General features: G+C 70.4%; 15 protein-coding genes and 3 pseudogenes. 7 read left to right on the top strand and 11 right to left on the bottom strand.

The features are described 5' to 3' along the window. Positions 1–63: 63 nt before the first annotated feature. Entirely contained in the window at positions 64–240 is a 177-nt protein-coding gene (locus OG609_RS26875; protein WP_327275172.1) for a hypothetical protein, read from the top strand. 149 nt (positions 241–389) lie between these two features. Here OG609_RS26875 and tatA read toward each other — a convergent pair whose 3' ends face one another. Next, a complete protein-coding gene (tatA, locus tag OG609_RS26870) occupies positions 390–671 on the bottom strand; it encodes a Sec-independent protein translocase subunit TatA (RefSeq protein ID WP_327275171.1) in 282 nt (93 codons plus the stop codon). Positions 672–791: 120 nt separating this feature from the next. Here tatA and OG609_RS26865 point away from each other — a divergent pair, with 120 nt between their 5' ends. Continuing rightward, positions 792–1,037: a hypothetical protein gene (locus OG609_RS26865; protein ID WP_327275170.1), complete on the top strand. Its 246-nt coding sequence runs from the start codon at positions 792–794 to the stop codon at positions 1,035–1,037. A gap of 71 nt (positions 1,038–1,108) precedes the next feature. Here the strand turns inward: OG609_RS26865 and mgtA are convergent, their stop codons facing one another. The 3 genes and pseudogenes from mgtA to OG609_RS26850 form a co-directional block, all read right to left on the bottom strand. After that, on the bottom strand, positions 1,109–3,706 hold the full coding sequence (gene mgtA, locus OG609_RS26860) for a magnesium-translocating P-type ATPase (protein WP_327275169.1): 2,598 nt from the start codon (positions 3,704–3,706) through the stop codon (positions 1,109–1,111). A gap of 31 nt (positions 3,707–3,737) precedes the next feature. Continuing rightward, a complete protein-coding gene (locus OG609_RS26855) occupies positions 3,738–4,100 on the bottom strand; it encodes an ArsR/SmtB family transcription factor (protein WP_327275168.1) in 363 nt (120 codons plus the stop codon). A 700-nt stretch (positions 4,101–4,800) separates the two neighbouring features. Continuing rightward, positions 4,801–5,361, bottom strand: a pseudogene (locus OG609_RS26850) (TerD family protein); the annotation flags it as partial. Positions 5,362–5,612: 251 nt separating this feature from the next. Here OG609_RS26850 and OG609_RS26845 point away from each other — a divergent pair. Beyond that, entirely contained in the window at positions 5,613–5,879 is a 267-nt protein-coding gene (locus OG609_RS26845; protein ID WP_327275167.1) for a GlsB/YeaQ/YmgE family stress response membrane protein, read from the top strand. Positions 5,880–5,912: 33 nt separating this feature from the next. Here OG609_RS26845 and OG609_RS26840 read toward each other — a convergent pair. Beyond that, positions 5,913–6,137 (bottom strand): annotated as a pseudogene (locus OG609_RS26840) (TerD family protein); the annotation flags it as partial. A gap of 215 nt (positions 6,138–6,352) precedes the next feature. After that, positions 6,353–6,928: a TerD family protein gene (locus tag OG609_RS26835; protein WP_327275166.1), complete on the bottom strand. Its 576-nt coding sequence runs from the start codon at positions 6,926–6,928 to the stop codon at positions 6,353–6,355. A 502-nt stretch (positions 6,929–7,430) separates the two neighbouring features. Between OG609_RS26835 and OG609_RS26830 the strand changes: the two genes are divergently transcribed. Both OG609_RS26830 and OG609_RS26825 read left to right on the top strand, forming a co-directional pair. After that, a complete protein-coding gene (locus OG609_RS26830) occupies positions 7,431–7,820 on the top strand; it encodes a BlaI/MecI/CopY family transcriptional regulator (protein WP_327275165.1) in 390 nt (129 codons plus the stop codon). 6 nt (positions 7,821–7,826) lie between these two features. Next, positions 7,827–8,759, top strand: a complete 933-nt coding sequence (locus OG609_RS26825) for a M56 family metallopeptidase (protein ID WP_327275164.1) — start codon at positions 7,827–7,829, stop codon at positions 8,757–8,759. 102 nt (positions 8,760–8,861) lie between these two features. Here OG609_RS26825 and OG609_RS26820 read toward each other — a convergent pair whose 3' ends face one another. The 3 genes from OG609_RS26820 to OG609_RS26810 form a co-directional block, all read right to left on the bottom strand. After that, the gene (locus OG609_RS26820; RefSeq protein WP_327275163.1) at positions 8,862–9,521 is read right to left on the bottom strand and encodes a response regulator transcription factor; all 660 of its coding nucleotides are present in this window, start codon (positions 9,519–9,521) and stop codon (positions 8,862–8,864) included. Further along, positions 9,494–10,783, bottom strand: coding sequence for a sensor histidine kinase (locus tag OG609_RS26815; protein WP_327275162.1), 1,290 nt, complete (start codon positions 10,781–10,783; stop codon positions 9,494–9,496). The genes OG609_RS26820 and OG609_RS26815 overlap by 28 nt, the downstream gene beginning before the upstream one ends. A gap of 71 nt (positions 10,784–10,854) precedes the next feature. After that, the gene (locus tag OG609_RS26810) at positions 10,855–11,157 is read right to left on the bottom strand and encodes an FG-GAP repeat protein (RefSeq protein ID WP_327275161.1); all 303 of its coding nucleotides are present in this window, start codon (positions 11,155–11,157) and stop codon (positions 10,855–10,857) included. A gap of 35 nt (positions 11,158–11,192) precedes the next feature. On the opposite strand from OG609_RS26810, the gene OG609_RS26805 reads away from it, so the two are divergent. Next, a complete protein-coding gene (locus tag OG609_RS26805) occupies positions 11,193–11,963 on the top strand; it encodes a nucleotidyltransferase domain-containing protein (protein ID WP_327275160.1) in 771 nt (256 codons plus the stop codon). Positions 11,964–12,034: 71 nt separating this feature from the next. After that, positions 12,035–12,349: pseudogene (locus OG609_RS26800) on the top strand (ATP-binding cassette domain-containing protein); the annotation flags it as partial. 124 nt (positions 12,350–12,473) lie between these two features. Here the strand turns inward: OG609_RS26800 and OG609_RS26795 are convergent. Then, entirely contained in the window at positions 12,474–12,923 is a 450-nt protein-coding gene (locus tag OG609_RS26795; protein ID WP_327275159.1) for an anthrone oxygenase family protein, read from the bottom strand. A gap of 76 nt (positions 12,924–12,999) precedes the next feature. Then, positions 13,000–14,595 carry a vWA domain-containing protein gene (locus OG609_RS26790; RefSeq protein WP_327275158.1) on the bottom strand — a complete coding sequence of 532 codons (1,596 nt, stop codon included), beginning with the start codon at positions 14,593–14,595 and terminating at the stop codon, positions 13,000–13,002. Positions 14,596–14,709: the final 114 nt, after the last annotated feature.

The raw sequence follows: 14,709 nt of genomic DNA, 5'->3' as shown, positions 1-14,709 counted from the left end.
TTGATGCTCGTCCGGCATGGGGTTTTGGCGCCGATCGCCAAGCCCGTACCCGGCGTGGAGGGCATGGACGCACGCCTGCCAACAGTCCGGGGCCGCGCTCGGGAACGGAACCGGGAGAAGTCGTTGGCACCGTGGACGACGATCAACGGCCGGACGCAGCTGCTCAACGGCGTGACCGACGGTGTCCTGCTCGGTCAGCTCCGCTACGGGGCGGGCCAGTTCGCGGGCCACGGGCGATGAGTGCATCGCACGCGTGCACGGCCCCGATGACGAGGGCGCCGTGCGGACCAGCACGCGGTTGCGGTCGTACTTGGATGCCGTGGCGAAGAGTGAGCCGCTGCGCTACGGCTTCGACGGGGCCGGCCCCTGATGGGCGCGGCGCGCACGGCTCAGCGGGAAGTGTCACTCTCCGTGACGGGACGGCTCGACGCGGCATCTCCCGGTGCCGCCCGGATGATGCGCGGCGCTTCCTGCGCCGAGGTGTCATCGGCAGGGGCGGCGGAGGTCTCCGCGGCGCCGTCCTGCTTCATGGCTTTGGCCTCGCTCTTGAGGATGCGCATCGACTTGCCCAGGGACCGGGCGGCCTCCGGCAGTTTCTTCGAACCGAACAGCACGATGACCACGATCGCGACGATCAGCAAGTGCCAGGGTTCCAGTCCGTTGCGGAGCATCCCGCCCACCCCATTCCCTTCACCGGACAGAGGTGGGTGCCGAGTGCGCCGCACCATCTGCAATGCTTGCTACATTGCGCAACTGTACAACCTTGCGGTGGGGCCGGTCGTCCCCTCCGTATGAGGCAGACGGATGAGGGCGCGCACATGGCGACCGGCGGGTCGGACGCGCGCATCGGCGGCAACAGCGCGCTGGGCGCCGACAAGGGCCACATCGGCCGCTCCGACACCCCGGTCGATGCAGCCGCCGGCGCTATGCGGGACCGCGGCCTCTGCCCGCCTTCCGCTGAGCGAGCGGCATGCAGGCAGAAGCTGAACCTGCCGTTCCGACCAGCGCGGACACAGCGCAGGCCCCTGTACGGCTGACCGTCTTGTCTTCGGCGTGCTCGTCTTCGGGGCAGCGCGTTCATACGATGGCACCTCGCCGATGGAGCTGCTCACTGTCGTTCGTAGCGTGCCCTGGCCACCCTCAGTGCGGCTGCGTAGAGCGCGAGAACGACAGCAAGCAACGGGTAGTAGAGGCCCGGCAGCGGCGCCATGCCGAGCAGCGGGGCGAGCGGGGACAGGGGCAGAAGAAGTCCGGCAGCGGCGAGCACGGCCGCGGCCCGGCCGACCGGTCCCGACGTCCGGACTTCGGCACCGCGCCGGCCCAGGCGCAGGAGCAGCATCACCAGAGCCTGGGTGAGCAGGTTCTCGGTGAACCAGCCGGAGTGGAACACCGCCTCGTCGTCTCCCGTCCCTGGCCCGTGCAGGGCCAGCGCGAGCACACCGAAGGTCGCCAGGTCGGCGGTCGCGTTGAGGACGCCGAAGCCGGTGATGAAGCGCAGGAGGTCCCGCGGGCGCAGAACCGTGGGCCGCCGCAGCGCATTGCGTGCGGGACGGTCGTAGGCGTAGGCGAGCTGGGCGGCGTCGAAGCACAGGTTCTGCACCAGGACCTGTGTGGGGAGCATCGGCAGGAAGGGCAGGAGGAGTCCCGCGGCAAGCATCGCGATGACGTTGCCGAGGTTGGAGGAGAGCGTGGTGTGCAGGTACGTGGCGATGTTGCCGCTGGAGTACCGGCCTGCGGTGATGGCGTGGTCGATCGCGGTGAGGTCCTTGTCGGCCAGCACCACGTCCGCGCTTTCCCGGGTCACGTTCACGGCGTCGCGCGGACAGATGCCTACGTCGGCGGCGTGCAGTGCGGGCAGGTCGTTGACGCCGTCGCCGAGGAATCCAGTGGTGTGTCCGCCAGCGCGCAGGGCGGTGGTGATCCGGGCCTTGTGCTGTGGTGTGCAGCGGGCGAAGACGGTGGTACGGCGGGCGAGTTCGGTGAGTTCGGTATCGGCGAGAGTATCGATGTCGCCGGCGATCCGTACGTCTCCGGGGGCGAGGCCCAGGTCGCGGCAGACACGGGCCGCCGTACCGGGGTGGTCACCGGTGAGGACCTTGACGGTGACGCCTCGGTCGGCGAGTGCCTTGAGGGCGTCGGCCGCGGTCGGTACGAGCGCGTCCCGCAGGGTGACGAAACCCCGGAAGGTCAGGCCTCGTTCGTCGGCCGGGGTGTAGTCGCGGGTGCGGGCGTGGCGTTCGGCGGTGGCGACCGCCAGCACTCGCAGACCGCTGTCCGCCTGTTCGGCCGCGAGCGCGAGCAGGCGCTCGCGCTCGCGGTCCTCCAGCACGCAGCGTTCCAGTACGGATTCGACCGCGCCCTTGACCACCAGGATGTGGGTGCCGAGACGCCCGGGGGTGCGTACGACGGCGGTGGCCAGGCGGCGTACCGGGTCGAAGGGGATGGCCGCTGTGCCGTCGTACCGCTCCGCCGCGTCCACGCCGGCCGCCTCCAGGATCGCCTCGTCGAAGGCGTCCGGCGTGGGCAGGTCGGCGAGCTGAAGGGTCCACCAGGCGTTCACGGAGGCCCAGTGCAGTGCCTCGGGTGTGTCCTTGCCCTCGGCGTCGAGTGCGCGGTCCACGACCGGCCGGTCCAGGGTGAGCGTGCCGGTCTTGTCCAGGCACAGCACGTCGACGGCACCGAGGTCGTGCAGCGCGGGCAGCCGCTTCACGATCACCCCGTGCGAGCGGGCGAGGAGTGACGCGCCGCGGGCCAGGCAGGTGGTGACGATGACCGGCAGCATCTCCGGGGTCAGGCCGACCGCCACCGCAACGGCGAACGGCAGGGTCTCCAGGCCCCGGTCGCGCAGCGCCGCGTTGGCCATCAGCACCAGCGGCGGCGTGAGCAGCATGAACCGGATGAGGATCCAGGAGATGCCGTGCACGGACTGGTCGAAGGCGTTCGCCTCGCGGTGCCCACGCTCCTCGTACCTGTCGGCCAGACGCGTGCGCGGCCCGGTCGCCAGGACCACCGCGGTGCCGCTGCCTGCGGCGACGCTGCTGCCCTGGAAGCACAGCTGCGGCTGCTCGAAGATCCCGCCCGCGACCGGGGGCGGCGCGTCGACGGGGTACTTGGCGACCGGTGCCGACTCCCCGGTCAGCGCCGCCTGGTAGAGGCTCAGCCCGCCGGCCCGCAGGAGCCGTATGTCGGCCGGGACCAGGTCGCCCGGGCCGAGGCGGATCACGTCTCCCGGCACCAGTTGGTCGACCGGGATCTCCCGGGCCACGGACGGTGCGTCCTCGTCGGCGCGCCGCAGCACGGTCGCCGTGGTCGCGACCAACGCGCGCAGCGTCGTCATCGCCCCCTCCGCCCGGTGCTCGCCGGACGAGCGCAGCACGCAACTGACCACGACCAGCACCATGATCACGCCCGCGGTGCCCCAGGAGGCCACGAGCGCCGAGACCAGGGCGAGGCACAGCAGCACGGCGGTGAACGGATCCCGCAGACTGCGCAGAAAACGCCCGAGCCAGGAATCCGGCCGCCGGGTGGGCAGAGTGTTCTCGCCGAACCGGGTCAGACGCTCCTCGGCCTGTACTTCCATCAGCCCGCGCGGCCCGCTGTCCAGCCGCCGCAGCACCTCAAGCGTGGTCGGCGCCGTCCGTTCGCGTATGGCTTCGCCGCCGACGGTGCCGTTACCCGCCGCCGACGCGACTGCGGGCCCGGACATCTCCGGGCCCGTTCCCGCCGTCGCGGAGGTCTCAGGCACCGGTCTCGCGCACTCGGCCCGCCTGCGCCGATGCTCCCTCGGCACGTGCGGCCAGCTGGCCGACCATCAGCCGGACCACGGTCACGATGTCGGGGTCGTCGACGTAGTAGACCTGGCGTCGGCCATCGCGGCGGGAGCGTACGAGACCGGCGAGTCTCAGTTTTGTCAGGTGCTGGCTGACCGCGGGCAGGGCCCCACCCACCCGTTCCGCGAGGTGGGTGACATCGCTCTCACCCTGCGCCAGGGCCCACATGATGTGCAGCCGCGCCGACGACGCCAGCAACCCGAACGCAGCGGCTGCCTCGGCCAGCACCCCGGCGGGCGGATCCTCGGAGCCGCCAACGTCTGCCGCCACAGCCCTCTCCCGTCCCGTCGTGATCACCGCCCTGTGCCTCGGCCCAGTCTAGGTGTCCGGCACCCGGCGTCCGTGCCCGCCCAGATCACCACCCGGTGCTCGCGCATCCGCCCGGCTGTCCAACGAGGACGTCCGGGCGGGCAGCAGGATGAGCCGGTCAGTCCTCCTCGTAGTAGTTGTTCACGACCACTTCCGGCTCGTCGTCACTGAACGCCTCGTTGAGCAGCGCACCACCGACCAGACCGGCCGCACCGGCGCCGATGAGCGCACCCGTACCGAATCTGCGGCCACCGTTCTGGTCCTGGTGGTCTGCGTGCTGGGACGGATAGCCCTGCTGCGGGTACCCCTGCTGCTGCGGGTAGCCGGGCTGCGGATATCCCGGCTGGGGCGGGGTGTAGTACGGCGGAGGGGCGGTTTGCACCCGCTGGGCGCAGCCGCCGCACGCCTGGATCTGCCGGGGCACACCCCACTGAGGAGACCATGTCACTGGCGCCATGCCGGGACCGTGGCTGGGGTCGAAGAAGCAGGTCATGGGAGAACTCCCTGTCGGTTGTGGTGGTTGGGCGACCATCGGCGGCTGCGGCACGACGACGGTCGGTGTCCGTACCGAAGGCGCGGTCGGCGCATACGTACTGGTGCCTCTGCCGTCCGCGGCGTCCGGCGCCGGAGTGGTGGGCTTCCGGCCCGGCGTCTCACGCAGGACATCGACGCCGTAGTCGGCGGCGATGCCCGCGAGCCCGGAGGCATAGCCCTGCCCTACGGCGCGGAACTTCCACTCCGCACCGTGCCGGTACAGCTCGCCGAAAACCATCGCGGTCTCCGTCGACAGGCTCCCGGCCACCAGGTCGTAGCGCGCGAGCTCGGCGCCGCCCTCCTGATCGGCCACGCGAATGTGGGCGCCGCGCACCTGCCCGAAGTTCTGGCCGCGGGGCACACCCTCGTAGATGGACACCGGAAAGACGATCTTCACGACGTCGGCCGGAACCCTGGCGAGGTCGACATGGACCTGTTCGTCGTCCCCTCCCGTGCCGGCGTTTCCGCTTCCGGAATGACGGACCGAGCCGTCCGGGCTGCTCAGGTTGTTGAAGAAGACGAAGTGCTGGTCGGACAGGACCTTCCCGGCCTGGTCGCACAGCAGCGCACTGGCGTCCAGATCACAGCCGGCTCCCACCTGCCATCCCAGCCCCACCGTCACGGCAGTCAGGCCGGGGGCCCGACTGCTCAATGAGACGTTTCCACCCTTGGTCAGGGGCACACCCATGAACTTCCTCCGCAGTTGCTCCGGCGTTCCGCGCTCGTCCTGCTCAACGCGGCCCGGACCCCTTCAGTTCCATAGTTGCGCAATATTTAAAGTAAGTGTCTTCTGTACGGATCTCGCGCCCGGGGAACGCGCAACCACAGGCGCCCCGCCCCGCGTCCTCGGAGTAGCTGTAGTTTGCGCAACCGAGCAACACACAACGGCCGGTCGAGCGGGAGACGTTTCCGAACGCGGCCCGGCAAGGAGACGACGATATGGGCATTATCAGCTGGATCATCCTCGGGCTTCTCGCGGGAGCGATCGCCAAGATCCTGCTTCCCGGCCGCGATCCGGGCGGCTTCATCGGTACGACACTCATCGGTATCGCGGGCGCCTTCGTGGGCGGCTGGATCTCCGCCCGGTTCTTGGACCGCCCGGTGGAGAAGCAGTTCTTCGACCTGACCACCTGGGGTGCGGCAATCGGCGGCTCCCTTGTCCTGCTCATCGGATACCGCCTCCTGTTCGGCAACTCCCGGGACTGAGCGGCTACGGCTTCCCAGCCCCCGCCGGCCTGGCTACAGATGTGCGCTGATGGCGGGCAGCAGGTCTTCGAACGTCCGGCCGGCGGCGGGCTCGCCGATTGCCCGCACCTGCCAGAAGCCGCCGTTCCGGTCGAACTTGGCCGTGATCTGCGCCGTGTGGGCACCACCGCCACTGAGGGTGTAGCGGGCCAGTTCGGTGCCGTTGGCGTCGTCGACCAGTCGGCAGAAGGCGTTCTCGACCTCCGCGAACGCCTGGCCGCGGCGAGGGCCTGAAGGTGAGGTCGTCGAACAGCCCGGAGCGGAGGCCGAGCGCGAGGCGCAGTACCGCCTCGAAGTCCGCGCGGTCCTCCGACGCACCGGTCACGCCATCCCTGGCAGACCCGATGGACACCGCCCGGACATTCGTCCCTGCGTACGGACGGGTGAGGGCCAAGGACGCGTCCCCTCACCCTGATCGTCTGCGCGGAGCCCTGTCAGACATTGACGCCGAAGTCTGCGGCGATCCCGGCCAGACCCGACGCGTACCCCTGACCGACGGCACGGAACTTCCACTCGGCGCCGTTCCGGTACAGCTCGCCGAAGACCATCGCGGTCTCGGTCGAGGCATCCTCGGACAGGTCGTAGCGGGCGAGTTCGGCACCGCCGGCCTGGTTGACCACACGGATGAACGCGTTGCGTACCTGCCCGAAGCTCTGCCCGCGCGCCTCGGCGTCATGAATGGAGACCGGGAAGACGATCCTGGCGACGTCGGCGGGCACGCCGGTGAGGTTCACCTTGACGGACTCGTCGTCGCCCTCGCCTTCGCCGGTGAGGTTGTCGCCGGTGTGCTCCACCGAACCGTCCGGGCTGGTGAGGTTGTTGTAGAAGGCGAAGTGCTGGTCGGAGAGGACCTTGCCCGACTCGTTGAGCAGCAGCGCGGACGCGTCCAGGTCGAAGTCGGCACCGGCCGTGGTCCGCACATCCCAGCCCAGGCCGACCAGCACCGCGGTCAGGCCCGGCGCCTCCTTGCTCAGCGACACATTGCCGCCCTTGGCCAGGGAAACACCCATGACTCATCCCTCCACGCACGCGGTCGCCTCGGATCCGGGAGACGGACCCGAACTGAAATCTACAACACTGTAGAAGTTACCGAGGGGGCGGCGCGGACAGGCGCCGCCAATTTGCGCCACCCGCCGGCTTACCCGCACAAGGAGCCGAAAAGGAAGCACATATGACGGTATGTCATACACCGGGCCCTTGCTGAGCCGGAGGCCCCACTTGCCGACCGCCCTGTACGCCGGACGTCGACCGGTACCGGCCACCCGCGTGCGGGAGATGTTCGACGGCGACCTCACCCACACCACCGTGGCCACTCCCCGGTCGGCCCCCGGCGGCCGACCGGTCTCCGGCTCTTGCGGCACTCGACGAGCATGGAGCCGGACCGCAGTGGTTGACGAACCGCGGCCGCACGTGCCGTGATCGCTGGAACCGGGCTGTGGGCACGGGTCTATACGATGTGAGGTTCACGAATGCACCAGGGCGAAGCGGGATCAGGCAGGGGGGAGAGCGAGGGTGGCGGAATCTCCTCTGCGTGGTCAGCGCCGAGCACAGGGCGAGCTGGAGACGCAGGTCCTCGCGACGCTGCACACTGCTGAGGGGCCGGCCACCGCGGGCTGGGTGCAGGAGCACCTGGACGCCGACCTCGCGTACACGACCGTGATGACGGTCCTGGCCCGGCTGCTGGGCAAGAACGCAGTCACCCGCAGGCGGGAGGGCCGGTCGTTCGTGTGGTTGCCCGCCGCTGACGAGGCGGGGCTCGCCGCGTTCAAGATGCACAAGGTGCTGGACGGTGAGCGCGATCGGAGGGCTGTGCTGGCCAGTTTCATCACCGCACTGCCGGCCGATGACGGGCAACTGCTGCGCGAACTGCTGGACCAGGCGGACGACGGGTCGGAGGACTGACGTCTCGTGGGAATCTTCGTCTTCCTGCCGCTGGTGCTGCCGTTGACTGCGTGGCCGATCGCGCGTTTGGCCGAGAAACACCTGCATCCACGCACTGCCACCAGACTGCTGACCGGCGTGTCCGGTGTCATGGCCGTGTGCAGCACGCTGTGCCTGGCGCTGCTGATGGTGGTCGGCACCGCGCAACTGCCCGGAAACCCGCTGCCGGACGGCTGGTCGGATCCTGAGGTGCGCGAGAGCGTGCCCCGGCATGAGATCGCCGGAAAGGCAGCGATTCCCGCGCTGATCGCGGTCGTCATGAGCTGCGGCCGGGCCCTGTTCCGCCACCGCTGGGTACGGTGGCGCGCCCACAACGCGCTTTCGGGCCTGCCCCGCACAGGCGTGGCGGTGCTTCCCGACGACGAACCGTACGCCTACGCACTGCCCGGCGGGCCGCGCGATCGGATCGTGGTGTCCACCGGCATGCTTGCCTGCCTCACCTCACGGGAGCGCCGGGCCCTGTTCGCCCACGAGCGCAGCCATCTCGCCGCCCGGCATCACCGCCACCTCCTGACCGTTCAACTGGCGGCCTGCGCCAACCCGTTCCTGTGGCCCCTGCAAACGGCGGTGACTTACTCGGCCGAGCGGTGGGCGGACGAGGAGGCCGCCCAAGCCGTCGGCAGCCGCAAAACCGTCGCTCGCGCGATCGGCAAGGCCGCTCTCGTCTCGCGCAGCACCTTCCCGGCGACGCTCGCGGCCCTCGCCGCATCCGGCCCTCTTCCCCGCCGGGTCTCGGCCCTGCTCGGTCCACCGCCCGCGGCGCGCACCTGGCCGCCCGCCTTCACCATGGTCGGCCTGGCGCTGTGGGCTGCCACCACGGGCGCCGCCCTGTCCGCGATGTTCTCAGCGAATTCGGCGGTCACATTGGCCCTGCTCCTGCACGCGGCCACACCGCTCTAGTCGGCCCACAGGCCAAGCGGACCCGGGCTGCCGTGTCTTCCGGCGCGCTCCTCGGCGCGGTTGCCGCATCCTGCCACGGAACGTCGTGGCAAATCCGCCGGGTTACGCGCGCAGGAAGGTCAGTACGGCCAGCACCCTGCGGTGCGTCTCGTCGGCCGGTGGGAGGTCCAGCTTGGCGAGGATGTTGCCGATGTGCTTGCCCACCGCGGCCTCGGAGACCACCAGGTCGCGGGCGATCGCACCGTTCGACCTGCCCTGGGCCACCAGGGCGAGCACTTCGCGTTCCCTGGCGGTGAGGCGCTCCAGTGGATCGCGGCGGCGGCGCAGGAGTTGGCGTACGACCTCCGGGTCGACGACCGTGCCGCCGTCGGCGACCTCCTGCAGGGCGTCGGTGAACTCCTCGATCTGGCCGACCCGGTCCTTGAGCAGATAGCCGACGCCCGAGCCGTCCCCGGAGTCGAGGAGGTCCGCGGCGTACGTACGTTGCACGTACTGGCTCAGGACCAGTACCGGGAGGGCGGGCTGCTTCTCGCGGAGCCTGACCGCCGCGTGCAGGCCCTCGTCCTGGAAGCCGGGCGGCATCCGGACGTCGGTCACGACGATGTCCGGGCCGTGCTCGGCCACCGCCTCCGTGAGCGCCTCCGCGTCGCCGACGGCCGCGACCACCTCGTGGCCGAAGCGGGTGAGCAGGCCGATGAGGCCCTCGCGCAGCAGCACGCTGTCCTCGGCCAGAACTACGCGGAGCGATCGGTCCACTCGCAAGGAATCTCCACACGCAATCGGGTCGGGCCCCCGGCCGGACTGGACAGGGAAAGTCTGCCATCCAGTACGGACACCCGGTCGGCCAGGCCGGTCAGTCCGCTGCCGCCGGATGCGCTCGCACCGCCCCGTCCGTCGTCGTGGATCTCCAGGAACATCCGGCCTCCGGCGTGGCCGCCGCTGACTGCGACGCGGTGCGCGCCGCTGTGTCTGGCGACATTGGCCAGTGCCTCGCAGACCACGAAGTACGCGGCTGCCTCGACGGCTTCGGGGAATCTGCCGGGCAGTTCGAGGTCCAGGTCGACGGGGATCACGGAACGGTCGGCGGCGTCGGCGACCGCGGCCTGTAGGCCGTAGTCGGCGAGGACCTTGGGATGGATGCCGTGGATCAGCTCGCGCAGCTCCGCGAGTGCCTTGCCGGCCTCCTCGTGGGCCCTGGTCAGTTGGTCGGCCAGGGGGCCGGGCGGGGCGTCCAGACGGGCCAGCCCGAGCATCATGGTGAGCGCGACAATGCGCTGTTGGGCCCCGTCGTGCAGATCGCGTTCGATACGGCGGCGTTCCGCCTCGAAGGCGTCGACCAACCGGACCCGGGAACGGGCGAGTTCCATGACTCGGGCGTCCGGCTCGGCTGATCGGCATGTGAGCAGGAAGCGGGTCAGCTCCGACCTTGCTCCGGCCAACAGGCCCAGGAAGTAGCAGCCGAGCATCAGCAGTACAAGTCCGCCCGCCGCGGTCGCGAAGGCTTCGGGCCACGTCGTGACCGTCCACAGCTTCACGACCCGGGCCTCCGCGCCGTCCCCGTACACCTCCATCACCACGGGAGTGCTCACCACCGCCAGTGGGGCGATCGTGCAGACGCCCACCGCGAGGGCGTCGAGTGGCCACAGGACCACGGCCAGCAGCAGCACGTACCCGAGTTCCCGCCAGGTCGCCCGTTCCCGGAACCGGCACGTCATCCAGCTCCACAGCCCCGGTTCCTCCGGCCGGCGGTGCGGGTCGGGGGCCGGGGTGCGGTCCATGAGGCGGAGCCTGCGCCGCTCCAGGGCCGCGACCGGAATCCCGGCCAGAGCGAGGAGGGCGAGCAGCGGCAGTCCGATCAGTGCGAGGGAGAGCGCACCGCCCACGGCCACGCCGATCACGATCACCACCAGGACGACCGCGCCGGCCAGGGCACCGCTGATCAGGTAACCGGCCGACCTCCAGGGCCAGGACGTCAGCAGAAAGCGGGGGGTCGGCAGGGCCTGCCACACGGTGCGAGGGCGCATGGCTTCACCGTAGGAGACGGTCCCGGGGCGGTTACATCCGTGCTGCCCGAGTTCCGGGGGTAGGGCCGGCCCTACCCCCGGCCGTGATTGTGACGCGGGGCAGAGGGCCTGTCGCAGCGGTTGAACGACGAACCCAGCCCCGCGGCCGTCGCCACCGTGTCCGGCGTCCCGTGGCCGGACGTGCACGAACCCTTGGCCGTCACACCGGAGGCCACGGTCGGGAAGACCCACAGGGAGCCCGCGTGCGCGTTCTCGCCGGGGGCGCCGACGACCAGTTCGGTGCGGCCGTCGCGGTTGGCGTCGACCAGCTTGGCGGCGCCGCCGAACCCGTCGTTCGTCGATCCCGGCGGAGGCCTGATCCGATCGTCCGTCATCCCGGCGCACCGGCACCCGTGCCATAGTCGGTTCCATGAATGCCGACGAGGCGCAGCCCACCCGGCTCCTCCTGGACCGCTTCATCGCCGACGCCGGTCAGGCCGTTGCCCCGGAGGCGGTCTGGGCGCACGGGTCCCTGGCGTTGGGTGACTATCAGCCGGGGCGCAGCGACCTCGACCTCGTGGCCCTCGTGGAGTCGCCGGTCACCGAGGCACAGAGGCGACAACTCATCCTTTTGCACCGTGCGTTGATCGCGGATGCGCCGATGGCCGCGAAGCTGCACTGCTCCTATGTGGTGCGGTCGCAACTCCCGGACGTGGGCCGTGATCATGTGACCTGGGCCCAGGGCCGGTTGTTCGAGCGGCCGGTCACGCCGGTCAGCCGACGGGAGTTGAGTACGGGCGGATTGTCGCTGTTCGGCCCGGAGCCCGCCGGGCTCGTTGCGGAGGTGTCCGATCAGGAGTTGGCGGAGTTCATCCGGGGCGACCTCAAGGGCTACTGGTATCCGGCGAGCGCCAAGCCCACGCGCTGGCTCCGCGACATCTGGGTGGACCTCGGACTGCTGACCCTCGCACGGGCATCGGCCACCCTGCGGGACGGGCGGCTCATCACCAAGGGGCAGGCGCTGGAGGTGCTGGCCGAGCTGGGTGCTCCCGCCGAGGTCGTCGGCGACATCCACCGCCGCCGGTACGGAACCGACCCGCGCCGGGCCTCCCTGCCGTGGCGTATCAGGCGGGGACGCCTCGCACGCACCTTCGTCCGGGCAGGCATCGAGCGGACGTTGTCGCAGCGGTCAGGATCCTGACGATCGGCACCGGACGGGCATGAATCGTTCCGAGCTACCTTATTGAAACCTTTCACGGCGTGGAGCGCGCCATGAACGAAACCGCCCCGATCCTGGCACTGAAGGATGTGAGCAAGTCCTTCGGTGCCATACGTGCCCTGCAGGAAGTCCCCCAGCCCCTGTACCCCGGCGAGGTCCACGCACTCGCCGGAGAGAGCGGTGCGGGCAAATCCACCCTCATCAAGGCGCGGGCCGGGGTGCACCGCCCGGACAGCGGGCGGGCGTTGCTCGGCGGCAGGCCCGTCGTGTTCCACGGACCAGCCGGCGCCCGCGACGCCGGGATCGCCGTCATCCACCAGGAACCGACGCTCTTCCCCGACCTGTCGATCGCCGAGAACATCTTCATGACGGACTTCTTCAAGCAGCCGGAGGCGGCGGACGAGGCGATGGTCCCGCTGGCCGAGGTCTTCCACCTCGCGTGATGCGCGGGCGGGCCGGCCCCCTCAGGGTGGGAGGGACCGGCCCGTCGTCCTACCCGGCGGCCACGGCCAGCAGCGCGAACGCGGCGAGGGACAGGGCCGTCCGGATCCGGTGGAGGTTGTTCCAGCGGGACTCGAACGCCTCGCGGGCCGCGCTGTCACCGCCGCCCTCGGACGCCGCGAGTGCCTTGTTCAGCGGGATGTTCCCGATGATCGTGATCAGGTGGCTGCCGACCGCGCAGACCAGCGCCGCCACTGCGAGCGCCCGGTCCGCGTCGTCGTCGGCTCCCACGACCACGGCGACCGGGAAGGCGATCACACCGGCGAAGAGGACCAGGAAGGCCGGCCCGGGCACCTTCTCGTTGAAGCGGCGCATCGCTGCGGTGAACCGCTCGTCCGGCAGTGCCGCGATGCCGGGCATGATCGCGATCAGGAACGTCAGCAGGAAACCGGCGTAGAGGCCGGTCGTAATCACGGCGAGCGCCGGCAACAGGGAGGACATGGTGCACATCATGGCGTCGTCGGACGGGCCGCACAGCCTACTTTCGTATGCCGGTGCGGCCCGATCCCTTCCCCGGTCAGTCCATCTCGCCTTCCGGTGCGCCCCCGGACCCGTTGTCGTCCCCGCCGCCCTTGAGCCGGTCGGCCTGTCCGATCGCGGTCGCCAGCTTCCGTACCGAATCGTCCTCGGTCCCGGAAGCCAACTTGTCTGATCGTGAGGCGAGTTCACCGAGTCCGGGAGCGCCCGGCAGCCGGCCTCCGCGCAGCGTCTCGGCGAAGTAGGCGGCTACCGCCGTCACTTGGAGCCGCTTGCTGTCGCCGTCCCACAGCGGACGGTCGATCGCTGCCGTCTCGACCGCCCCCGTCTGCTCGTGCGGGGCCCGGGTTCCGGGGTCCAGCCAGCGCACGGTCGCGGTCGCCACATGTCCGGAGGCACCGTCCCGGAGGTGTACGGCGTAGAGCGCCGTCACCGTGTGGCCGGGGCCGACCTCGCCGCCGTCGACGCGGTCGTTGCGGAAGTCCTCGTCGGCGACCTTCCGGTCCTCGTAACCGATCAGCTTGAACTTCTCGACGGTCTCCGGGTCGAAGGCGACCTGGGCCTTGGCGTCGCGCGCAGTCAGTTCGAGGTGTGCGGGCAGCTGGTCGACGAAGACCTTCCGGGCCTGGGTCTCGTCGGCGATGTACGTGGTGTGGCCGTCGCCCTTGTTGGTGAGCTGTTCCATCAGCGCGTCGCCGTAGTCGCTGCCGACGCCGACGCCGAAGAGGGTGATGCCGTACTCGCGGCGGGCGGAGTCGATGCGTTCGAGGATGGCTGCGGCATCGGTCTCGCCGGTGTTGGCGAGGGCGTCGGAGAGCAGGACGACCCGGTTGTTGGCGCCCTTGACGCGGCCGTCGACGGCCTCGTCGTACCCGCGGCGGATGCCTGCTTCCACGTTGGTGGAGTCGGTGGGTTCCATGGAGTCGACCTTGTCGCGGATCCTGCCGCGGTGGTCCCGCAGCCGGGTCATCGGCAGCAGTGTCTTCGCCTCGTCGCTGAAGGTGACCAGGGAGATCGAGTCGTCGTCGCGGAGTTCGTCGGTGAGGATGCCCAGGGACTTCTTCACCAGGTCGAGGCGGCCGGGTTCGGCCATCGAGCCGGAGATGTCGACGACGAAGGTGAGCGCGACGGGCGGGCGTTCGTCACGGGCGGGGGCGGCCCGGGTGGCCAGGCCGACCCGTACCAGCGACCAGCCGTCGGCCCCGGCACGGGCGCCGTCGACGTTCACGGTGAAGCCGTCGCCGGCCGGGCGCCGGTAGCCCTGGCGGAAGCTGTTGACGAACTCCTCGGGCCGCACGGTGGCCGGCTCCGGCAGGTTGCCGTCGGCGAGGGTGCGGCGGGCATACCCGTACGAGGCGGTGTCGACGTCCAGGGCGAAGGTGGACAGGTAGTCGGGCGGCGCGGACTCCCGCAGCCCGTCCTGCTTCTTCGAGCCGTCCGTACCTTTCGCGCCGTCGCTGTCGGCCGCCCCGCCCGACGCAGCAGGTGCGGGAGCGGGGGCGCCCCGGCGGTCGTAGGAGGAGTGCTCCTTTCCGCCGGATGCCCCCGAGCAGCCGGTGAGCAGCACCCCGCCCGCCAGCACCACACCGAGTGCCCCTCGCCATGTCCGTACGTACTTCCCTGTCCGGCGTTCCATGCCCTGCCCCCAACGTCGTCGTGTCAGCACTTGTGAATGTGACGTGCGAGACGGTGCCGAGGAGCAGACGAAGACGTTGCGGATGAATCTCGATGCGGCAACGCAGGCCGGGGA

Origin of the sequence: Streptomyces sp. NBC_01224, assembly GCF_036002945.1 — a bacterium.
In the GTDB taxonomy this organism is placed as follows: domain Bacteria; phylum Actinomycetota; class Actinomycetes; order Streptomycetales; family Streptomycetaceae; genus Streptomyces.
This window is presented reverse-complemented; position numbering and strand designations above follow the sequence as displayed.